Source organism: Eubacterium ramulus ATCC 29099 (assembly GCF_000469345.1).
Taxonomy (GTDB): domain Bacteria; phylum Bacillota; class Clostridia; order Lachnospirales; family Lachnospiraceae; genus Eubacterium_I; species Eubacterium_I ramulus.
This window is the reverse complement of the sequence record NZ_KI271088.1, coordinates 1-22,185: the sequence shown is the minus strand read 5'-3', so window position 1 is coordinate 22,185 and position 22,185 is coordinate 1. Positions and strand designations below refer to the sequence as shown.

Below are 22,185 nucleotides of genomic sequence, written 5' to 3'. Positions count from 1 at the left end.
GGAGATCAAAAAAGCTCTGGCAGCTAAGTAAAGTTTGCCTTGTGGCTTGAAATTTAATATTTAAGACGAAAAAGTGGTATTTTACCTCTGCAGCTAACAATCGCTTGCCGAGGAAAAATACCACTTTTTCTTTATTTAATTAAAGCAACATCTGTACAAAGGACACAAATAATTTTATTCCGTATCCGATAATGATCACGCCACACACGATATTGATCCATCGCATAACTTTTGCATTAAATTTACTGCTAATCAGTGAAATCAAAAATGTAAGACCGATGAACCAGGAAAAGGATGCACATGCAACACCTGTGATAAATGGTATCTCCTGTCCGGCTGCTAATGTTACATGGAAAGCGCCAAGCATCATAGTGCCGTCGATGATCGCCTGTGGATTAAACCAGGTTACGACACAGGCGGATGAGATGGTTTTTTTGATGGACATGGTAGGCTGATCCTTTTCCAGATCCTGTGTCTTTGCACGCAGCAGGCTGATACCGATATAAATAACGATCAGACTTCCCACACATAAAATAACCATCTGCAGCCATTTAAACTTCTGCATGATCGTTCCGATTCCAAAAAAGCATGCAAGTGACAATGTGATGTCAAAAAAGATGACGATCAGTGCTGTCAGCAGTGCGCGCTTTCGTTTGTTTGTCAATGCAGAATTAATGACAAATAAGTTCTGCATTCCTATGGGGGCCACATAGGCCAGTCCCATAGTTAGCCCCTGTAAAAAAATATTCATATACCTTTCCTCCATTTGATATGATACTATCATGATAGAAGATTTTATGATGTATGTAACCAACCAAACTAAGCTGAATGATACCAACCAAGGGGGATTTTTGCAATGAAAAAGGCAACACCTGTTCAGATAAACTGGAAGCCGGATAAAAATAATCCGGTTCCTTTGTATCAACAGATCGTAGATTATATTTATCAGAAAATATTCAGCGGTGACTGGCCGGTGGGGACACGCTTGCCGTCTCAGCGCGCACTGGCAGAGCAGTTTGATGTAAACAGGAGTACGATAACAAGTGCTTTGGACGAGTTGACAGCGTTTGGAATTATCCGGAGCGGACATGGTGCCGGAACGCTGGTAATTAATAATACCTGGGGACTGATGCTTCCGGAATTTCAGAAATGGGAAAAATATGTTACTTCCGGCAGTTTTATGGAGAACAACCAAACCATCCAAACAATCAACCGGATGGAATTTGAGGAAAATATTATCCGACTGGGAACCGGGGAATTAGATCCGCGTATTTTTCCAAAGGATAAGTGGAATCAGGTACTGAAAAATCTGACACCACAGATCCAGTCGCTTGGATATCTCGGTCCGTTGGGCTTGCCGGAACTGCAGGAAGCTTTGGCACGGCACCTGGCGAGCTGTGGCATACATACGTCACCTTCCAATATTTTAGTTACATCAGGAGCGTTACAGGCATTACAGTTGATATCGGTAGCGCTCTTAAAAACAGGATCTACGGTATATACAGAAGCACCAAGTTATATGAAGTCTCTGCAGGTATTTCAGTCGGCAGGTATGCGCCTTTCCGGGGTTCCGATGGATGAATACGGGATTCAGTATTGGAAATTACAAAATAAAACGTCCCTGCAGAGCGGACATCACTCCAGTATTTTGTATACGATACCAACAAATCAGAATCCAACCGGTATTACGATGGAGGAGGGAAGGCGGCAGGAATTGATCGATTACTGTGTTTCCTGTCAGCTTCCGATCATAGAAGATGGAGCATATCTGGAACTTTGTTATGCGCAGGAGCAGCCAAAGACGTTAAAGGAACTGGATCAGTCGGGAATGGTCATCTACCTTGGTACAGCTTCCAAAACACTGGCTCCCGGGCTTCGGATTGGCTGGATCGTTGCACCTGAACCAATTGTGCAACGGCTGGGGGATGTGAAAATGCAGATGGATTATGGTGCAAGTTCAATTTCACAATGGATTTTTGCAGAATTTTTAAACAGTGGGCTTTACGGGGAATATTTACAGGAACTGAAAGCAATTTTACTGCACCGGAGAAACTGTGCATTGAAAGCATTGCAGGAGCATTTTTCAGATCTTGCCACCTGGCGTATACCAAAAGGAGGATTTTATATCTGGCTGACTTTTAAGAAAGAACTTTCCGTGGAAATGATTTTTCAGGAAGCTTTAAAGCATCGGATCTTATTGAATCCCGGAGACATTTATGGATTTGAGAAAACAAATTCACTCCGGCTTTCTTTTTCTTATGTTACTCCGGAGGAATTTGCGCTGGCAGCAGAAACATTAGCGCAAGTTGTACGACATGGAGTGTAGATGTGCGGTGATTCTGAGAAGAATATGTCAGCTTTCGCTGATGAGAATCACGCACCAAGTTTCACGTGTGTTCGACTTGGAGTAACGAATATCTGCTTAAAAAAATGCAAATATTGTAAAAAAAATGTATATACTATACTGCCAACAGGCAAAATGATGAAATGTGTTCACCGTAACGCAGCAAAAACCTCCGGTTTTTAACCCCCTAGGTGGCTTGTGACCGTCTGTCTGTTTTGCTAAAATCATTTTGGTAAAATGGCACGGAGATAAGCCGTGCGTGTTGTGGGTGAAAATAGAAAAAATGTACCTTGGAATCTTGCGATAACGATGAATTTCGGGCATACATGAGACATATCAGGAGGAAAGCTATGAAAAAGAAACTATTGAGTCTTCTGCTGGCGACAGCCATGATCATGGGACTGGCAGCTTGTGGAACAGCAGGAAACACGGATAAGAGCGTGTCCGGGAATGCGGAAGCGGCACAGACAGAATGGAATACGGACAACACGATTGTGTATGGATCGAATGATTATGTCCGTATCAATCCGGCCATGGATGAGCATGGAGAAATCAATGCACTGATCTTTGACGGGCTGACCGATCATGACGGGAACAACCAGGTGATTCCGCGTCTGGCAAAAAGCTGGGACTGTGATGAAGAGACTTATACTTATACGTTTCATCTGGAAGAAAATGTAAAGTGGCATGACGGCGAACCGTTTACCGCAGAAGATGTAAAGTTCACGATTGAAGCCATTATGGATCCGGAGAATGAATCGGAAAATGCACCGAATTATGAAGATGTGGAAGAAATTACAGTAATTGACGATTACACCATTGCGTTTCGGTTGAAAGCACCGAATGTGGCATTTCTGGATTATATGACCATGCCGATTCTTCCGAAACATCTTCTGAAAGGCGAAGATATGCAGGAGTCGGATTTTTTCCGTGCACCGGTCGGCACAGGACCATATAAACTGGATCACTGGGATGATGGTCAGGCGATTGTTTTAACAAGAAATGACGACTATTTTGCAGGTCCTGCAAAAATCGAAAACATTGTATTCAAGATTGTGTCGGATGATAATGCAAAAGCATTGCAGCTCCAGTCCGGAGAACTGAATCTGTCACAGGTGACGCCGAAAGACGCACAGAATTTTGCAAATAGTGATACTTATACGGTATATGATATGAAGACATCGGATTATCGCGGTATTCTGTATAATTTTGCAAATGAATACTGGCAGAAAAATGCGGATCTGATTCCGGGTATTAATTATGCGATCGACCGGCAGGCGATTGTAGACGTAGTACTGCTGGGGCATGGGGAAGTAGCATACGGTCCGCTGCAGCGCAATATTTACAATTATGAAGATGTGGAAGATTATGAGTATGATCCGGAGAAAGCAGCCCGGGTGTTTGAGGCGGCAGGCTGCACGAAAGATGCGGACGGTTACTGGTGTAGAGATGGAGAACGCATTGGTTTTACCATCAATGCTTCCTCGACTGATCAGGTGCGTATCGATATGGCACAGATCGCGGCACAGCAGCTACAGGCAGTGGGACTGGATGTAAAAGCAAATGTTCCGGCAGAAGGCATTGACTGGGGCGGTCAGGAATGCTGCATCATTGGCTGGGGATCACCGTTTGATGCGGATGACCATACATATAAGGTATTTGGAACAGACAAAGGAGCCAATTATTCCGGTTATTCCAATCCGCTGGTGGATGAATATCTGACAAAAGCGCGGGAGACAGATGACCCGTCAGAGCGGGCGGAATATTATGCACAGTTTCAGAATGAACTGGCGAAGACACCGGCATATACGTTTTTCTGCTATATTGATGCCATGTATGTGGTGAATGATCATATCAAAGGAATCAGCAGTGATACGGTACTTGGACACCACGGTGTGGGCATTTTCTGGAATGTCTGTGACTGGACGATAGAGTAGGAGAGATGGCAATGTCAGAACTTTTGAATATAGAACATCTGTCAGTGAGTTTTGCGGCAGAAGAAGGAAAAATGGAAGCAGTCAGGGACGTCAGTTTTTCCCTGAAAAGCGGAGAAGTTCTGGCAATTGTCGGAGAATCCGGTTGTGGGAAAAGTGTACTGTGCAAAAGTATCATGAAACTGCTTCCAAAAAATGGATGGATTGAGAATGGGAGTATTGCCGTCAACGGGGAAGACATTGCGGCATATCCGGAGAAGAAAATGCAGAAACTGCGGGGAAGCATGTTTTCTATGGTATTTCAGGATCCGATGAGTGCACTGGATCCGACGGTCCGTATCGGCAGGCAGATCGCTGAGGCTATCCGCATGCATAACCGGACACTGAGCCGGGAAGAAATCGGGCGCAGAGTGACAGAACTGCTGGAACTGGTGGGAATCGATCATGTACAGGAGCGATGTAAGTGGTTTCCACACCAGTTTTCCGGTGGAATGAGACAGCGGAGTGTGCTGGCGGTTGCACTGGCTGCGGATCCGAAGATTCTGATCGCAGATGAACCGACGACAGCACTGGATGTGACAATTCAGGCACAGATTTTGCAACTGCTGAAAGAGATTCAGAAACAGTTGCATATGGCTATGATTTTTGTGTCGCATAATCTGGGTGTGGTGGCAGATATTGCAGACCGGGTTGCGATCATGTATGCAGGTAAAATTGTGGAAATTGGAACAAAAGATGAGATTTTTTCAGATCCGAGGCATCCGTATACCAGAGGATTGCTGCAGGCGCATCCGTCCATGGCCCGGGGGAAATGCAGCCTGAAGACGATACCAGGCATGCCGCCGGTTCTGATCAATCCACCCCGGGGGGATGCCTTTGCGGCACGGAATCCGTATGCATTGCCGATTGATTTTGAAGAGCAGCCACCAATGTTTCCGGTCAGTGATACACATTTTGCTGCGACATGGTTACTGGATCCGAGGTTTCGCGGGCAGGAGACAATCATACGAAATCAGGAGAACGGGGAAACAAAATGGCAGGTTTCCCCTGATTTTTGTGTATCAGAGGAAACGCTGGTGGAGGTCAGACATCTGACGCATGTGTTTGCTCATGGCAGCAATCATCCCGTCAAAGCAGTGGATGATGTGTCATTTACTATGAAAAAAGGTGAGATCTTCGGTCTGGTGGGAGAATCCGGTTCCGGAAAATCTACGGTAGCAAGGTGTCTGATGAATATTTATCAGCCATCGGGAGGGGAAATCCTTTTTGACGGGATCAATATCTGTGATAAGAAAGAATTCCGGTCACATCGAAAAATGCTGCAGACGCAGCGGCAGATTATTTTTCAGGATTCTGCATCGAGTTTAAATCCGCGTATGAAAGTGGCTGACATCATTGCAGAACCGCTGCGGATCAGCCACAGGAAAACGGAGCGGGAGAGCACACGTAAGGAAGCAGAATTTCAGCTTCGTTATGTGGGGATGGAATCCATGTATCTGGATAAGTATCCGGCGCAGTTGTCGGGAGGTCAGCGGCAGCGTGTGGCGATTGCAAGAGCGCTGTCCATGGAACCCAAACTGCTGGTGGCGGATGAACCGGTCGCGGCTCTGGATGTGTCCATTCAGGCGCAGATCGTGAATCTGTTCCGCCATTTACGGGAGGAACACGGATTTACGATTTTATTTATCGCACATGATCTGGCAATGGTAGAATTCCTGTGCGATCGGGTGGGGGTCATGAATCATGGACAACTGGTGGAAGTCGGGACCACAGAAGACATTTTTTATCATCCGACGCATCCTTATACGAAAAAACTGCTGAAGGCTGTGCCGATGCTGCCTGGCAGCAGAAAACGCTATGGCGGGTCGGAGGAGCAGAGAGAGAACGGATAATGAAATATGCAAGTGAATGCCGGTCAGCCGGCGGACAAATAAGCAGATACGGGTCGCGTGATTATGGAGGAATTATGAAGTACAGAGAGCAGTTTTTTTATATTGGGAAAAAAATAGTGGTATTTTTATGCAGTCTGCTGGTGCTTTCTGTGCTTGTTTTTACGATTTCGCGTCTGACTCCGACCGATCCGCTGCAATCTTATTATGGAGAGCGTGTGGAGAAGATGAGTGTGGAGGAAAAAGAAGCGACCCGGGAAAAACTGGGATTGAATGATCCGGTTCCGACGCAGTATTTTCGGTGGGTGCAGAATGCGTTGCAGGGTGATTTTGGTGTTTCCTACAAATACCGGCAGCCGGTCACGCAGGTGATCCGGGGGAGAATCGGAAATACGGTGATCCTTGGCGGAATTGGATTTGTCATTACATTTGCAGGGGCATTGCTTCTTGGACTTCTCTGCGCAGCAAAAGAAAACAGTGTATTTGATCGTGTGATGTGCAAGGTTGGTACTTTGTCCAGCTGCATCCCGGAATTCTGGCTGTCGCTGGTTTTTATCTTGCTTTTCAGTGTGATCTGGAGAATCCTTCCAAGCAGTGGTGCTTACAGCATCGGGCAGGAAGCGAATCTGGCAGACCGTATCCGCCATCTGATCATGCCGATGGCGGTGGTGATACTGGAGCATCTTTGGTACTACGCCTACATGATCCGAAACCGGCTTCTGGAGGAAACCAGACGGGATTATGTGCTGCTTTGTAAGGCAAAGGGCATGTCCCGGGGACAGATTATGCGCCGCCACTGCCTGCGCAATATTATGCCGACTTATATCAGTCTGATGGCGATCTCTGTTCCGCATATTCTGGGAGGCACCTATATCGTAGAGACGGTATTTTCCTATCCGGGCATCGGAACGCTGTCTTACGAAAGCGCCCGTTACGGCGATTACAATATGCTGATGGTTCTGTGCCTGCTGACAGGTGCAGTGGTGATCTTTTGCAACATGGTCGGACAGATCATGAATGAGCGGATTGATCCGAGAGTACGAAGTGAACGGGGATAATTATGATGAAGAGAAAGAGAGATACAGCCTGTGGAAAGAAAAAGATGCCGGTTGCTTCGTGCATTATATTGCTGGTCATCGTGCTGGGCTGCGTTTTTGCAGATGTTATCTGCAAAAAAGATCCATCCTATCTGGACCTGATGAATTATACCAAGGCACCGAACGCAGAATTCTGGTTTGGAACAGATACGCTGGGAAGAGATATTTTTTCCTGCATTTGGCACGGCGGACGGGTCTCTCTGCTGATCGGTGTGGCATCAACGGCGCTTTCTACCGTGATTGCCATTGTTTATGGTGCGATCAGTGGAATTGCCGGAGAAAAAGTGGATACGTTGCTAATGCGTTTTACGGAGATTATTTTAAGCATCCCGAATCTGCTGCTGATTATTTTCCTGCAGGCCATTATGGGAAAGGCAACAATCGGCTCGATATCCATTGTCATCGGACTGACAAGCTGGTTTGGAATTGCAAAAATTATCCGTACTGAAGTCCGGCAGCTGCGCAGCAGTGAATATGTGATTGCAGCAAAATGCATGGGAGGAAGTTTCTGGCATATTTTATGGAAACATCTGGCACCGAATTTTGTGTCATCAATTATGTTTATGGTGGTAATGAATGTCCGCTCCGCGATCGTGGCGGAGTCGACGCTGAGTTTCCTGGGCATTGGATTGCCGCTGGATGTGATTTCCTGGGGCAGTATGCTGTCTCTGGCAGAAAAAGCACTGATGTCGAGAGCCTGGTGGATCGTTCTGATTCCGGGAATTTTTCTGGTGGTCGTATTGATGTGTATTACCAGTCTGGGGCACTGGCTTCAGGTGAGAGTCAGCCATCAGGAAGCAAAATTATAACACCTTCCATCTGCGATGGGAAAAGAATGATAGAAATCTTGCAATGAATAAGGAGCAAAACGTTACAATGTGGAACGGCTGTGCCAGATGGTCAGACATATCAAAGAGGATTGCTATTTGTGCATTTTGTATAAGAACAGATGCCAAAATAGCGGTCCTCTTTTTGTCACATTCTAAATATTGTAAAAATGCATGAGTGGATGCTCTTTATTTGCAGCAAAAAATGTATTTATCTAAAAAGTGAAACAAATATAGATGAAAAATCACATAAATCCTGTTAAAATAAGAAAAATATGATCGGCATAAAAATGTTTTGCAGGATTTATGGAGTTGCGAAATTTAGACTTGCAGAGATGCGCTGGAGAATATGTCATGCATTGCATGAGGCGTATCTGGGAGCAAGAATGCCGGAACATTCCTGATCATACAGATGTTGGAGGAAAAAAATGGACGTAACATATTTATCAGATATATTAAAAAAAGTTTCGGACAACAGCATGGATGTGGATACTGCATTAGAATCTTTGAAGCATTTGCCGTATGAAGACATTGGATATGCCAATATTGATCAGCACAGGAACCTGCGGACCGGTGAAGCGGAAGTTATTTTTGGTCAGAGTAAGACACCGGAGCAGATTGCAGGTATCGTTACACATATGATGCATGAGAATGCAAGGATCCTTGTGACCCGGGCATCAGAGGAAGCTTATGAAGCGGTAAAAGAAGTTGCACCGGAAGCAGTATATGAAAAACTTTCCAAAATCATTATGGTAGGAAAGATACCGGTGCCAAAGGAGGAAAAAGGGACGATCGCAGTTGTGACAGCTGGAACCTCAGATATTCCGGTGGCAGAGGAAGCTGCATTGACAGCTGAGTTTTTCGGGGATAAAGTAGACCGTGTATACGATGTGGGTGTGGCAGGAATTCATCGCCTGTTTGGTAAGATCGATCAGATCCGGAGTGCAGATGTGATCATTGTAATTGCCGGTATGGAAGGTGCGCTGGCAAGTGTTGTTGGCGGTCTGGTGGAAGTGCCGGTGATTGCAGTGCCGACCAGTGTTGGTTATGGTGCAAGTTTTGGTGGCCTGGCAGCATTACTTTCCATGCTGAACAGCTGTGCGAACGGAATCGGTGTAGTAAATATTGATAATGGATATGGCGCAGCATGTCTGGCAAACAAAATTATGAAGAGGTAGGAACATGGCAAAGGCAAAAAAGTCAATGGTGGAAAAACAGCAGAGTGCCGATGTGGCAGAACAGGCGCACAGACTGGCACATGAATTGGGGCTGGCACATGGACATTCACATACAGAGGAAAATGATCATGCACAAATTTTGGAAAATGGAGGCACGCATGACCACACAGAGGGACATGGACATCACCATCCGAATTCTAAAGCAGTTTCCAATCGTCTGGCAAGAGCTATTGGCCATCTCGAAGCAGTAAAGCGGATGGTAGACCGGGAAGAAGACTGTGCAGAAATTTTGATACAGCTGGCAGCGGTTCGCTCTGCCATTAATAATGCAGGAAAAGTGATTCTGATGGATCATCTGAATCACTGTATCGTAGAAGCTGTTGAGGACGATGATTTAGACAAGATCAAAGAGTTTGGAGATGCAATACAGAAGTTTATAAAGTAAAATAAGTGCGGAGGAGATTAGTGTGAAGAAAATATTATATCTGGAATGTAAGACAGGCGCTGCCGGAGATATGCTGATGGGTGCATTATACAGTTTGCTCACAGAAGAACAGAAAGTATTATTTCTGGAAAAATTAAATGCGATCAGCGAAGAAGTGTGTGTGATTCCACAGGAAATATGCAAACAGGGAATCGGTGGGATTCATATGAAGGTGGAGATCAATGGTACCGAAGAAGGAACAGAAGCACATCACCACCATGAGCATAATCATCATGAAGAAGAACACGGTCATATTCACGACCACGAACATCATCATGAGCATGAATATGCTGAAGAACATGTACATACTCATGAAGAAATGCATATTCATTCTCATGAGGAAGGACATACACACGATCATGACCATGCGCATAGCCATGCACATGGTCATCATTCCCATACAAGTGTTGCTGCTATTTTGGAGCAGATTTCAAAGCTGGATATGAGCGATACCGTAAAGAAAGATGCTGAGGAAATTTACCGTAACATTGCAGCAGCAGAGAGTAAAGTTCATCAAACTGATATGGAGCAGATCCATTTTCATGAAGTGGGTTCCGTGGATGCTCTGATCGACGTGGTTGGAAGCTGCCTTGCCCTTGAACTGCTTGGCGTAGATGAAGTGCAGGCTTCTCCGGTCTGTGTCGGAAACGGCACTGTTCGCTGTGCGCATGGCATCCTTCCTGTTCCGGCGCCGGCCACAGCCGAGATTATTAAGGGGATGCCGGTATACTGCAGCAGTTTTGACGGAGAATTACTGACACCGACGGGGGCAGCTATCCTGAAATATTTTGTAGAGACTTATACAAAAGAAATGCATATGGAAATAGAAGAGATCGGTTACGGCTTCGGAACAAAAGATTTTGCACAGTTAAGCTGTGTAAGAGCATTTCTTGGATATCAGAAATAATTGTTTTCACTTGATTTTTTAGAATGAGTAAGAATGCGTGTTTTTCGAAATCAGTAACATTGCGGTTGTTTATAAAATATTGTAAAATAAGGTCATTAAAAATACCCTGCGGGGAAGGATACAAATATTATTACGACATAAGAGAAGAGAGGATTTGCAATGGAACTTAAGATGGAGCTCAGCCAGAAACAGGTTTTATCACAGCATATGGTTCAGTCCATGGAGATTCTTCAAATGAGCGCGCAGGAACTGGAAGGCTATATCGAAAAGCTGGCACTGGAGAATCCGGTGATCGAGCTGGCAGATTCCAGTCAGTCAAAAGCGGATATGCAGCAGGAAGATCTTCAGCGGAAGCTGGACTGGCTGGAGTCTACAGACTTGCAGAATCGTGTATATTATCAGCAGGAGCGCGATGCGGAAAATATGGAAGCAAACTGGCATGACAGCAGACAGTCCGAGGAAAATCTGGAGGAATATCTGCATGCACAGATTCTGCTGGCAGATTATACCGAACTGGAGCGTGTGATCATGGAATATCTGATCTGTTCGCTGGATTCCCGTGGTTATTTTTCCGGGGAACTTGCGCAGGTTGCAGATCATTTTAATGTTTCGGAAGAGAAGGTTGAAGAATTGCTGCAGGATATTCAGGAACTGGATCCGGCGGGCGTAGGTGCCAGAAATCTTCAGGAATGTTTGTTGCTTCAGATTCAGAGGAAAAAGAATTATTCTGACGTGACCGTAGAGATCATTGAACATTACATGGAAGAAGTCGCGAAAAACCATTTACCAAACATTGCAAAGAAACTGCAGGTTTCCCTGGAAGAAGTGCAGCAGGCCTGTGAAGAGATTCGTAGCCTGAATCCGAAGCCGGGAAGTTCTTTCAGTGACAGGGAGCAGCTACGGTACATTAGTCCGGATGCGGTGGTTGTAAAATTGGAAAATCAGTTCGAGATTCTGATTAATGAGTATCAATATCCGGGATTTTCCATCAGCAATTATTATCAGGAAATGATGCAGAGTACTACGGATGCGGAGGCGAAAAAGTACCTGCAGGAAAAAGTGCAGCAGGCGCAGTGGGTGTCTAATTGTATTTCACAGCGTTCCTCTACATTATCAAGAGTTATGCATCTTCTGGTGGAAAGACAGCATGAATTTTTCCTGGAAGGACCGGGGCATAAGCGTCCAATGCGGCTGGTGGATCTGGCGGAAGAGCTGGATCTTCATGAATCTACGATCAGTCGTGCCATGCGCGGAAAATATCTGCAATGTTCCTGGGGAGTCTTTCCTTTGAACTACTTCCTGACTTCTGTTGCAGTAAAAAGCAGCAATACCGATGGAGCGGAGGATAAGACACCGGAGCAGATGAAAACAATGATCCGGGAGATTGTAGACAGTGAGAACAAGAAAAAACCATATAGCGATCAGGCGATCAGTGATCTGCTGATCGCAAAGGGCATCAAATTGTCCCGCCGTACAGTCAATAAATATCGTACCGAGATGGGAATCCCGGATAAGAGCGGCCGAAAAGAGTTTTAATCAGCTTTGGCAGAAAGCTTTCAGTGTGAGTTGTCAGTTTCATCAAAAATATCCAGTACAGTTATTTACGAAACGATGTACTAGTATTCGCGTTGCGTTGCTTGTGAAAGAGGGATTTATATGACATTAAAAGATTTTTTTATCAAGTATCCTAAGATTGCTATTGCATTTTCCGGAGGAACCGATTCGGCCTATTTATGCTATATGGCAAAAAAATATGCGAAAGAAATGACGGCTATTTATGTGTCTACCGCATTTCAGCCGACATTTGAAAAAGAAGATGCAATTCGTTTTTGCAAAGAATATGCGATTCCGCTGACTATTCTGGAGCGGGATGTGCTAAGTCAGGAGGCTGTCGTACAGAATCCGGCAAATCGCTGCTATTATTGCAAAAAAGTGATTTTTTCTGAGATTCAAAAGAAAGCACTGGAGCTTGGATTTACCTGCCTGGCAGATGGAACAAATGCTTCTGATGATGCAGATGACAGACCTGGTATGAAGGCATTGCAGGAGATGAAGGTATTATCTCCGCTCCGGATTTGCGGAATTACAAAGCCGGCGCTGCGTGATGTATCGGAACAGCTGGGATTATTTACTGCACGGAAACCGGCATATGCCTGTCTGGCTACCCGCATTCCGACAGGAACGCGGATCACAGCAGAGCAGTTGGAGAAGGTGGAACAGGCAGAAAGTGCTTTGATGGATATGGGATTTTCTGATTTCAGAGTCCGGCATCCGGAAGGTTATGCAAAGCTTCAGGTAAAACCGGAGCAGCTGCCATTAGTTTTTGAAAAAAGAGAAGAAATTCTGGCTGTTTTAGAACCACTTTTTGGAACGGTCTGTCTGGATATGAAGACAAGATAGCACATTTTTTGAGATGTGTATTTTATAATGGAAAATACATTTGGATTTGAAAAAAAACTATGAAGTGGCACAAACCCGCAGAAACACTGGACTTGACCAATGGTCGAGTCCTTTTTTTGCATGAAAAGATTGACGGGGATGGGCTTTGCTGTTATAACTGGGAGCACAGACAGAAATGTCGTAGTTGTTCCTGCAGGACAGAACTGAAATAAAAATCAGCAAAGAATGTTTTAAAGGCAGATTCAAGTTGAACGCACGTGAGATTTGGTGCGTGATTCTGGTCAGCGAAAGGTGACATATTCTTCTCAGAATCACTGTACATCCCCTCGTTTCCGGTGCATAGAGCGCTAAGAGGTGGGTAATGGGAAAAGCATCTTTGCGGGATATCGAAAGGAGTCAAATCTGAAATGGAAAAAAGAGAAAATTTCGGAAGATATATAAAAGAAAAACGAAAAGCCGCCGGACTCTCACAGAAAGAGTTGGCAACACAGTTATTTGTATCAGAATCAGCCGTCAGCAAATGGGAACGGGGTCTGTCCTATCCGGATATGACGCTGGTTACCAGTTTGTGTGAAATCTTACATGTGTCAGAGCATGAGCTTCTGACCGCCAGTGATGATATGCATCAGCGTGAGATTGAGGAGCAGTCCCGTGGATATCTGCGGATATTAAAAGGCTATACATGGGTGACGTATCTTTGTTATCTGGCAGTTTTGATCCCGTGCTTTATCGGGAATCTTGTGACGGAGCACCGCCTCTCCTGGTTCTTTATCGTAGTCGGTGGGCTTGCTATGGTATTTTCTTTTATCAATGTACCGGTGATGACCAAAACAAGACGCGCAGAAAAGTGTTTCTGGTGTTTTTATGGATCGATCATTTATATGCTGTGTGTTTGCCGGATTGTGTTAGGCGGTAACTGGCTGATCATGTCACTGCTTGGCGTCAGCTTTGGTCTGCTGGGTATATTTTTGCCGATTATTTTATGCAGCTGGCATTATGACTGGCCGATATTGCGCCACAAAGGTCTGATCTGTATGGCACTTGATACAGTGTTAAGCTATTTGATGGTATTTTTCGGCTGCTTGTTTTATGTGAAAGGCGTGACAGGTGTCATTATTGCTCAGAACTTGTGGGTTATGACCGTTTTTTCAATACTTGCATGGGGAATTTTTGTGGTGTTCCGATACATCAGATGTAGTCGCTTGATGAAAACCAGTATTACAGTTGCACTTTGTGGTGTATGGATGTTTTTTGCTAACACGCTGATCAGTGTTGCTTACAATAGAGTTGTTAGACCAAGTGTAAACTTTCATAACTGGATGGATTTCGGTGGACAAAATATCGGACTGGTGGTTCTGATCATCGGTGCGGTGATGGTCGCAGCGAGTATGATCCGGGATGTGAGAAAATAACATCTATTGACAGAGGTATCGTTGTAACGATATAATTATTATGAAAAATGTTATTTATCTCAGTCGAGAAGACTCCCACTTCTGCAAGTGGTGAGTAATAACAAGTCTTTCTCAGTGGGAGTACAATCTCCGACTGAGATAAACGCTCCGCGAGGGCGCACATTGTCTGGGAGACAATGGTTTTGCGCCGACCGAAACGAAGTGTAGAGTGCGGTGATTCTGAAAAGAATATGTCAGCTTTCGCTGACCAGAATCACGCACCAAGTCTCACGTGCGTTCGACTTGAATATGGTTTTTGGACAGAAAAAAGGAGTGCGTGTATGGGCGGAAAACTTACGATTTATCATGGATCACAAAAATTAATACAGCAGCCTGTTTATGGAGCGGGAAATGTGCGGAATGATTATGGTCTGGGTTTTTACTGTACAGAAAATGTGGATCTTGCAAAAGAATGGGCATGCACAGAAGAAAACAGTGGATATGCCAATTGTTATCAATTAGATCTTGGCGGACTTACTATATTGGATCTGTCAGATCACAGGTATCATATTTTAAATTGGTTATCATTGTTGTTGCAAAACCGTGTTTTTAAAATATCGAATGATCTGGCAGCAGAAGGAAAAGAATACATGTTAGATACTTTTTTGCCGGAATACGAAGACAAAGATATTATCATTGGTTATCGAGCAGATGATTCCTATTTTGCATTTGCTAATGCTTTTTTGAATAATACATTATCACTTGCCCAGCTGGAAAAGGCAATGTATCTTGGAAAATTAGGGGAACAGATTGTATTAAAAAGTAAAAAGGCATTTCACCATCTTACTTTTCAGGAAGCTATTTATGCGGAAAAAGAGACTTATTATCCGAAGAAGATGAACCGCGATCAGGGCGCAAGGGAAGCGTTTTGTTCAGAACGGAGCAAAAAGAGAGCTACAGATGCGATTTATCTGATTGATATTCTACGAGAGGAGTGGAAAAACGATGATGCACGCTTATCCGGAAACTTATCTGAATGATGCTATGAATAACCTTGGAAACATGTTTGATTATGGACTTGTAGATCTTCATTATGATCCGGAGCGTTTTTATGAGCAATTTTTGACTTCCGGAGTTGCAAAACAGTTTGAGCAGGGAAACCCGAAATACGTGGCAGGCTTGTCCGGTCCGGAACTTGCAATCGAAGTAATCTATCGCACGGAAGATCACCGACCGACGCAGATGCCTTCCGAAGAAATTGATAAATCACCGGAATACTGGGCAGGCTGGAGCCTTGCCTATTATCAGTGGTATCGGGCACATCGTTTTTCCTATTTGCAGCAGTATGGACTGACGATTCAACGCATATTGTCCATGTATCCGACCTTACATGAGGCAGACTTGTCAAAATTTGTTACGGTAGCAGATGAGATTATCGCGAAAGAAAAATCAGCTCAGATCAGTAACCTGCAGAGAATGAGGAAAAATTGCGGTATGACGCAGAAAGAGCTTGCCGAAAAATCAGGCACATCTCTGCGCATGGTGCAGTTGTATGAACAGAGGAAGCAGGATATCCGAAAGGCAGAAGCGCAGACGCTTGTAAATTTGTCTCGGGTTCTGGGGTGTGGTGTGGAAGATCTGTTTGACTGAAATAAAAAAGGGAATGCACAACGAAAATCGTTTTTGCATTCCCTTTTTCAGCGGAGAAGGAGGGATTTGAACCCTCGCGCCGTGTTACCGACCTACTGGTGTTCGAAGCCAGACTCTTCAGCCACTTGAGTACTTCTCCAAAATAAGACTTAATTAGTATAAACATTTTTCAAAGGTTCGTCAATCCCCGAAAAGACTTTGTAAAAGGTTCGTAAATTTTTCAGACAGGGCAATTAGTCTTGTAATCCCGTAGCTATTTTGATAAAATTCAGAACAGACAATGTGTTTTTTTCGTAGATTGTTTTATAATACTTTATAATAGAGATGTGCAAAGAAAGATGTCATGTCTGGGAAAACAGATGATCTGTGAATTGAGAGAGGAGCGGAAAAGATGAAAAGAATCGGAATGCTGACAAGTGGCGGAGACTGCCAGGCTTTAAATGCAGCAATGCGCGGAGTAGTAAAAGGATTAAATGCCAATCTGGATGAACTGGAGATTTATGGTTTTTATGATGGATACAAAGGATTGATTTATGGAAATTATCGTCTGCTCACATCCAAAGATTTTTCCGGAATTCTGACAAAAGGCGGAACAATACTCGGAACATCCCGTCAGCCGTTTAAATATATGCGTGTACCTGATGAGAACGGGTTGGATAAAGTGGCTGCAATGAAGCATACCTATCATAAACTGAATCTTGACTGTCTGGTGATCCTTGGTGGAAATGGCACACAGAAAACAGCAAATCTGCTTCGGGAGGAAGGGCTGAATATCATTCATTTGCCGAAGACAATCGACAATGATATTTATGGTACAGATATTACCTTTGGTTTCGAGAGCGCACTGGACATTGCGACAGGAGTTATTGACTGCATCCATACTACAGCAGCTTCTCACAACCGTGTATTTATCGTTGAAATCATGGGACACAAAGTTGGCTGGCTTCCGCTTCATGCCGGTGTGGCAGGCGGTGCTGATATCATTCTGATCCCGGAGATCCCATATGATATCGATAAAGTAGTGGAGGCAATCAACAAACGAAGCAAAGATGGAAAAGGATTTACCATTCTGGCAGTTGCAGAAGGCGCGATTTCCAAAGAGGATGCACAGCTTTCCAAGAAAGAGCTGAAAGCAAAGAAAAAAGAAACAAAATATCCGTCCGTTTCCTATGAAGTGGCTGCACAGATCCAGGAGCGCACCGGAAATGAAGTGCGTGTTACTGTTCCGGGACATATGCAGCGTGGTGGAAGTCCATGTGCCTATGACCGTGTACTTTGTACACAGCTTGGCGCACATGCGGCAAAACTGATTCTGGATGAGGATTACGGTTATATGGTTGGTATGATTAATGGTCAGACCAAGAAAGTACCTCTGGGTGAGGTGGCTGGCAAGTTGAAGATGGTACAGCCGGATTGCCAGCTGATCAAAGAAGCAAAAATCGTAGGTATCTGTTTCGGAGATTAAAAAAAGAAATAATACTCTTCAGAGCCATCTCGATTACGCTTTGCTTCATCTCGATGTGGCTTCTCGCCAAATAGATTTACAATCAAAAGTATTCATTCATGCAAGCATGATTCATACTTTTGATTGAAATCTGCTTGGCTCTGAAGAGTTAGCATAGAAAGGAGCCGCTATGTCTTATACGGCTTTATATCGAAAATACCGTCCGTCCGAATTTGAGGATGTAAAAGGGCAGGATCATATTGTTACAACATTGAAAAATCAGATCAAGGCAGACCGCATCGGACATGCTTATCTGTTTTGCGGCACCCGTGGAACCGGAAAAACTACGGTGGCAAAGATTTTTGCGAAAGCTGTAAACTGTGAGCATCCGGTGGACGGAAGCCCATGTGGGGAGTGTCAGTCCTGCAAGGCTATTGCAGCAGGTTCTTCCATGAATGTTATTGAGATTGATGCGGCTTCCAATAATGGTGTGGAAAATATCCGGCAGATCCGGGAAGAAGTTTCATATTCACCGACGCAGGGGAAGTATAAAGTATACATTATCGATGAGGTTCATATGCTTTCAATCGGAGCTTTTAACGCACTGCTGAAGACGTTGGAAGAACCGCCATCCTATGTTATTTTTATTTTAGCAACCACAGAATCCCATAAAATTCCGATTACAATCTTGTCCCGCTGTCAGAAATATGATTTTCGCAGGATATCGATCGAGACGATCTCAGCCCGTCTGATGGATCTTCTGGAGCAGGAAGGCGTAGAAGCAGAGGAAAAAGCAGTCCGTTATGTGGCGAAAGCCGGAGACGGTTCCATGCGAGATGCCCTGAGTCTGTTGGATCAGTGTATCGCATTTTATCTGGGCGAACCGCTGACATACGATCATGTGCTGGAAGTGCTTGGTGCAGTGGATACAGAAGTGTTCAGCCGTCTGTTGCGTTCTATTCTGGCAAATGATATCGTGGCAGCCATCGAGCTTCTGGAGGATCTGATCGTGCAGGGACGGGAATTGGGACAGTTTGTGACAGACTTTGTATGGTACCTGCGCAACCTTCTCCTGGTCAAAAGTTCGGATGAGATGGAAGATGTACTGGACATGTCCAGTGAAAATCTGGCATTATTAAAAGAAGAGGCAGACATGATCGAAGCTGATGTGATCATGCGTTATATCCGCATTTTTTCTGATCTGTCCGGACAGCTCAAATATGCACCGCAGAAGCGTGTGCTTATAGAGATCGCACTGATCAAACTGTGCCGTCCGTCCATGGAGACAACCCCGGATGCTCTGACAGACCGTGTGGCGCAGTTGGAGAAAAAGGTCGAAGAAGGTGTAATGGTTGTCGCTGCAGCACCGGATTCCGTATCCGCAGGAGGGCATCAGCCGGCGGCACCGAAGAAAATAAAAGAACCGGTGCAGATGCCGAAGGCAATCCCGGATGACATCCGTCAGGTAGTAAAAAGCTGGAGTTCTATTGTGCGTGAACTTCCGGGTGTGACTGCTACGTATTTAAGGGGTGCTCATTTAAGTCTTGGCGGAGAAAATAAATTAATGCTGGTGTTTGACGACGATTTGGCATATACTTATGTGTCGGAGGAGCGTCGCAGGACAGAAATCACAGAGCGGATTTCGAACCGGATCGGTAAAGAGATTGAAGTAGTCATGCAGTCAAATGATTCGGGGCGCCCATTCGAAGAGAATTATATCGATCTGGAACAGATCGTCCACATGGATATTGAAGTGGAAGACGAATAACCGCGAATAAAATTGCGATAACAGGAGGATGCAACATGGCAAAAAGAGGTGGATTTCCGGGGGGAATGCCGGGAAACATGAATAATCTGATGAAGCAGGCGCAGAAGATGCAGCGTCAGATGGAAGAAGCAACCAAAGAGCTGGAAGAAAAAGAAGTATCTGCCAGCGCAGGCGGCGGAGCAGTAGAAGTGACTGTATCCGGTAAAAAAGAAGTAGTGAAAGTAAAACTGGCAGAAGAAGTAGTTGATCCGGATGATATTGAAATGCTGGAAGATCTGATCGTAGCTGCTACAAACGAAGCACTGCGCAAAATGGAGGAGATTTCTCAGCAGTCCATGTCCAAGATTACAGGCGGCATGGGAATGGGCGGAGGCTTTCCGTTCTAATGGATTATTACAGTAAACAGATCAGCAAATTGATTGAAGAACTGTCTTCTCTGCCGGGAATCGGCAGCAAATCCGCACAGCGTCTGGCGTTTCATATTTTGAATATGCCGGAAGAGCGGGTGGAACGTCTGGCGGACACGATTCTGGATGCCAGAAGAAATATCCGTTACTGCAAGACCTGCTACACGCTGACAGATGCAGAGGAGTGTCCAATCTGCAGCAACAGCGGACGGGATCATTCCACGATTATGGTGGTAGAAACTCCCCGGGATCTGGCAGCTTATGAAAAGACAGGACAGTATGATGGTGTGTATCATGTATTGCATGGCGCAATTTCCCCGATGCTTGGAATCGGACCGGAGGATATCCGCCTGAAAGAACTGATGCAGCGTCTGCAGGGCGATGTGAAAGAAGTGATCATTGCCACAAACTCCAGTCTGGAAGGAGAGACGACTGCCATGTATATCAGCAAACTGATCAAACCGACCGGAATTAAAGTATCGCGAATTGCCAGCGGTGTGCCGGTGGGCGGTGATCTGGAATATATTGATGAAGTTACATTATTAAGAGCCCTGGAAGGACGTGTAGAATTATAGTCAGCAAAAATGGGTATCTGTTTTTATAACAGGAAACAAGACTGAGAATATAAGAAAACTGATCCGTCGGGACAAAATAAGAAAGGGAGCACATTATGACAAAGTTAGAACTTGAAAAAATTGCTGTAGAAGTGCGCAAAGGAATCATTACCGGCGTACACAGCGCAAAATCCGGTCATCCGGGTGGATCTTTATCCGCAGCAGAGATTTTTACTTATCTGTATTTTGTAGAGATGAACGTAGATCCGAAAAATCCAAAAGATCCGAACAGAGACAGATTTGTTCTTTCCAAAGGACATGTAGCACCGGGTCTGTATGCGACACTTGCACAGAAAGGATATTTTCCGGTAGAAGAGCTGGAAGGACTGCGCCACATCGGCTCCATGCTTCAGGGACATCCTGACATGAAACATATTCCTGGTATTGACATGTCCAGTGGTTCTCTTGGACAGGGATTTTCCGCAGCCGTTGGTATGGCACTGGCTGCAAAAATGGACGGTAAAGATTACCGTGTATATTCACTGGCTGGTGACGGCGAGATCCAGGAGGGACAGATCTGGGAGGCAGCTATGTTTGCCGGAGCACGCAAGCTGGATAACCTTGTGTTATTTGTAGATAACAATGGGCTTCAGATTGATGGAAATATCGCAGATGTATGCTCTCCTTATCCTATTGACAAGAAATTTGAGGCATTTAACTTCCATGTGATCAACATTAACGGAAATGATTTTGATGAGATCGCAGCAGCATTAAAAGAGGCACGTGAGACAAAAGGTATGCCGACAGCTATTATCGCAAAAACAATCAAAGGTAAAGGTGTATCTTACATGGAGAATCAGGCCGGATGGCATGGAAAAGCTCCAAACGATGAAGAATTTGCCATTGCTATGGAAGAATTAAAGAAAGCAGGTGAAGCATTATGTCAGAAGTAAAGAAAATCGCAACAAGAGACAGTTACGGCAATACATTAGTAGAGCTCGGAAAAGAGCATGAGAATCTGGTAGTTCTGGATGCTGACCTTGCAGGTGCAACAAAGACAGCCATTTTCAAGAAAGCATTCCCGGAGCGTCACATTGATTGTGGTATCGCTGAGGGCAACATGGCAGGCATCGCAGCAGGTCTTGCTACCTGTGGAAAAGTTCCGTTTATGAGTTCTTTCGCAATGTTTGCAGCAGGACGTGCATTTGAGCAGGTTCGTAACTCCATCGGATATCCACACTTAAATGTAAAAATCGGTGCAACTCACGCAGGTATTTCCGTAGGTGAGGACGGTGCAACGCATCAGTGCAACGAGGACATCGCTCTGATGCGTATGATCCCGGGTATGGTAGTGATTAACCCATGTGACGATGTAGAAGCAAAAGCAGCTGTTCGTGCCGCTTACGAGTATGAAGGCCCGGTTTACTTAAGATTTGGCCGCCTGGCTGTTCCGGTGATCAACGACGAAGCAACTTACAAATTTGAACTTGGTAAGGGTGTTGTATTAAAAGAGGGTAAGGATGTGACAATCATCGCAACCGGTCTGTGTGTAAATGAGGCAGTAGAAGCAGCAAAACTGCTGGCAGCAGACGGTATCGACGCAGAAGTGATCAATATCCATACAATCAAACCGCTGGATGAGGATCTGGTTATTGCATCCGCGCAGAAAACAGGAAAAGTCGTAACCGTAGAGGAACATTCCGTTATCGGTGGACTTGGAAGCGCTGTATGTGATGCATTGAGCGAGAAAGCACCGACAAAAGTAATGAAAATCGGTGTATATGACCGCTTTGGTGAGTCTGGTCCTGGTGCAGATCTGATCAAAAAATACGAACTGGATGCAGAGAGCATTTACAAAAAAGTAAAAGGCTTCCTGTCTTAAATTCTTGTTTGTCTTGTTGTTGGCTGAAA

General features: G+C 44.8%; 20 protein-coding genes and 1 tRNA gene. 19 read left to right on the top strand and 2 right to left on the bottom strand.

The genetic code is table 11. The features are described from left to right. Window positions 1-139 precede the first annotated feature (139 nt). The gene (locus HMPREF0373_RS01870; RefSeq protein WP_044962572.1) at window positions 140-751 is read right to left on the bottom strand and encodes a LysE/ArgO family amino acid transporter; all 612 of its coding nucleotides are present in this window, start codon (window positions 749-751) and stop codon (window positions 140-142) included. Window positions 752-856: 105 nt separating this feature from the next. Here HMPREF0373_RS01870 and pdxR point away from each other — a divergent pair, with 105 nt between their 5' ends. From pdxR to HMPREF0373_RS01800, 13 genes are all read left to right on the top strand, one after another. Continuing rightward, window positions 857-2,326, top strand: coding sequence for a MocR-like pyridoxine biosynthesis transcription factor PdxR (gene pdxR / locus HMPREF0373_RS01865; RefSeq protein ID WP_021737859.1), 1,470 nt, complete (start codon window positions 857-859; stop codon window positions 2,324-2,326). Between the two features lie 368 nt (window positions 2,327-2,694). Continuing rightward, the gene (locus tag HMPREF0373_RS01855; protein ID WP_081695174.1) at window positions 2,695-4,281 is read left to right on the top strand and encodes an ABC transporter substrate-binding protein; all 1,587 of its coding nucleotides are present in this window, start codon (window positions 2,695-2,697) and stop codon (window positions 4,279-4,281) included. A gap of 11 nt (window positions 4,282-4,292) precedes the next feature. Continuing rightward, window positions 4,293-6,170, top strand: coding sequence for a dipeptide ABC transporter ATP-binding protein (locus HMPREF0373_RS01850; protein ID WP_167618597.1), 1,878 nt, complete (start codon window positions 4,293-4,295; stop codon window positions 6,168-6,170). After that, on the top strand, window positions 6,170-7,225 hold the full coding sequence (locus HMPREF0373_RS01845; protein ID WP_021737855.1) for an ABC transporter permease: 1,056 nt from the start codon (window positions 6,170-6,172) through the stop codon (window positions 7,223-7,225). The genes HMPREF0373_RS01850 and HMPREF0373_RS01845 overlap by 1 nt, the downstream gene beginning before the upstream one ends. Window positions 7,226-7,227: 2 nt before the next feature. Further along, complete coding sequence (locus HMPREF0373_RS01840) at window positions 7,228-8,073, top strand: ABC transporter permease (protein ID WP_021737854.1); 846 nt, start codon at window positions 7,228-7,230, stop codon at window positions 8,071-8,073. A 446-nt stretch (window positions 8,074-8,519) separates the two neighbouring features. After that, the gene (larB, locus tag HMPREF0373_RS01835; protein ID WP_021737851.1) at window positions 8,520-9,269 is read left to right on the top strand and encodes a nickel pincer cofactor biosynthesis protein LarB; all 750 of its coding nucleotides are present in this window, start codon (window positions 8,520-8,522) and stop codon (window positions 9,267-9,269) included. Window positions 9,270-9,408: 139 nt separating this feature from the next. Then, window positions 9,409-9,714, top strand: coding sequence for a metal-sensing transcriptional repressor (locus HMPREF0373_RS01830; protein WP_242831174.1), 306 nt, complete (start codon window positions 9,409-9,411; stop codon window positions 9,712-9,714). Window positions 9,715-9,736: 22 nt separating this feature from the next. Beyond that, on the top strand, window positions 9,737-10,660 hold the full coding sequence (larC, locus tag HMPREF0373_RS01825) for a nickel pincer cofactor biosynthesis protein LarC (RefSeq protein WP_021737849.1): 924 nt from the start codon (window positions 9,737-9,739) through the stop codon (window positions 10,658-10,660). A 159-nt stretch (window positions 10,661-10,819) separates the two neighbouring features. Further along, window positions 10,820-12,196: an RNA polymerase factor sigma-54 gene (gene rpoN / locus HMPREF0373_RS01820; RefSeq protein WP_021737848.1), complete on the top strand. Its 1,377-nt coding sequence runs from the start codon at window positions 10,820-10,822 to the stop codon at window positions 12,194-12,196. A 120-nt stretch (window positions 12,197-12,316) separates the two neighbouring features. Beyond that, entirely contained in the window at window positions 12,317-13,060 is a 744-nt protein-coding gene (larE, locus tag HMPREF0373_RS01815) for an ATP-dependent sacrificial sulfur transferase LarE (RefSeq protein ID WP_021737847.1), read from the top strand. Window positions 13,061-13,467: 407 nt separating this feature from the next. After that, the gene (locus HMPREF0373_RS15865; protein ID WP_021737846.1) at window positions 13,468-14,472 is read left to right on the top strand and encodes a helix-turn-helix domain-containing protein; all 1,005 of its coding nucleotides are present in this window, start codon (window positions 13,468-13,470) and stop codon (window positions 14,470-14,472) included. A gap of 320 nt (window positions 14,473-14,792) precedes the next feature. After that, window positions 14,793-15,491 (top strand): DUF3990 domain-containing protein, encoded by a 699-nt coding sequence (locus tag HMPREF0373_RS01805; protein ID WP_044962571.1) that lies wholly within the window; start codon window positions 14,793-14,795, stop codon window positions 15,489-15,491. Continuing rightward, window positions 15,457-16,101 (top strand): helix-turn-helix domain-containing protein, encoded by a 645-nt coding sequence (locus tag HMPREF0373_RS01800; RefSeq protein WP_021737844.1) that lies wholly within the window; start codon window positions 15,457-15,459, stop codon window positions 16,099-16,101. The genes HMPREF0373_RS01805 and HMPREF0373_RS01800 overlap by 35 nt, the downstream gene beginning before the upstream one ends. Window positions 16,102-16,152: 51 nt before the next feature. On the opposite strand, the gene HMPREF0373_RS01795 is transcribed toward HMPREF0373_RS01800, so the two are convergent. Then, window positions 16,153-16,240, bottom strand: a tRNA-Ser gene (locus tag HMPREF0373_RS01795). Between the two features lie 252 nt (window positions 16,241-16,492). Here HMPREF0373_RS01795 and HMPREF0373_RS01790 point away from each other — a divergent pair. From HMPREF0373_RS01790 to HMPREF0373_RS01765, 6 genes are all read left to right on the top strand, one after another. Further along, complete coding sequence (locus HMPREF0373_RS01790) at window positions 16,493-17,566, top strand: 6-phosphofructokinase (RefSeq protein WP_021737843.1); 1,074 nt, start codon at window positions 16,493-16,495, stop codon at window positions 17,564-17,566. Window positions 17,567-17,735: 169 nt separating this feature from the next. Further along, entirely contained in the window at window positions 17,736-19,313 is a 1,578-nt protein-coding gene (gene dnaX, locus HMPREF0373_RS01785; RefSeq protein WP_021737842.1) for a DNA polymerase III subunit gamma/tau, read from the top strand. A 35-nt stretch (window positions 19,314-19,348) separates the two neighbouring features. Next, on the top strand, window positions 19,349-19,699 hold the full coding sequence (locus HMPREF0373_RS01780; protein ID WP_021737841.1) for a YbaB/EbfC family nucleoid-associated protein: 351 nt from the start codon (window positions 19,349-19,351) through the stop codon (window positions 19,697-19,699). Continuing rightward, a complete protein-coding gene (gene recR / locus HMPREF0373_RS01775; RefSeq protein ID WP_021737840.1) occupies window positions 19,699-20,295 on the top strand; it encodes a recombination mediator RecR in 597 nt (198 codons plus the stop codon). Before HMPREF0373_RS01780 ends, recR begins: the two co-directional genes overlap by 1 nt. A 95-nt stretch (window positions 20,296-20,390) precedes the next feature. Beyond that, a complete protein-coding gene (locus HMPREF0373_RS01770; protein ID WP_021737839.1) occupies window positions 20,391-21,227 on the top strand; it encodes a transketolase in 837 nt (278 codons plus the stop codon). Further along, window positions 21,215-22,156: a transketolase family protein gene (locus HMPREF0373_RS01765; protein ID WP_021737838.1), complete on the top strand. Its 942-nt coding sequence runs from the start codon at window positions 21,215-21,217 to the stop codon at window positions 22,154-22,156. Before HMPREF0373_RS01770 ends, HMPREF0373_RS01765 begins: the two co-directional genes overlap by 13 nt. Window positions 22,157-22,185 lie beyond the last annotated feature (29 nt).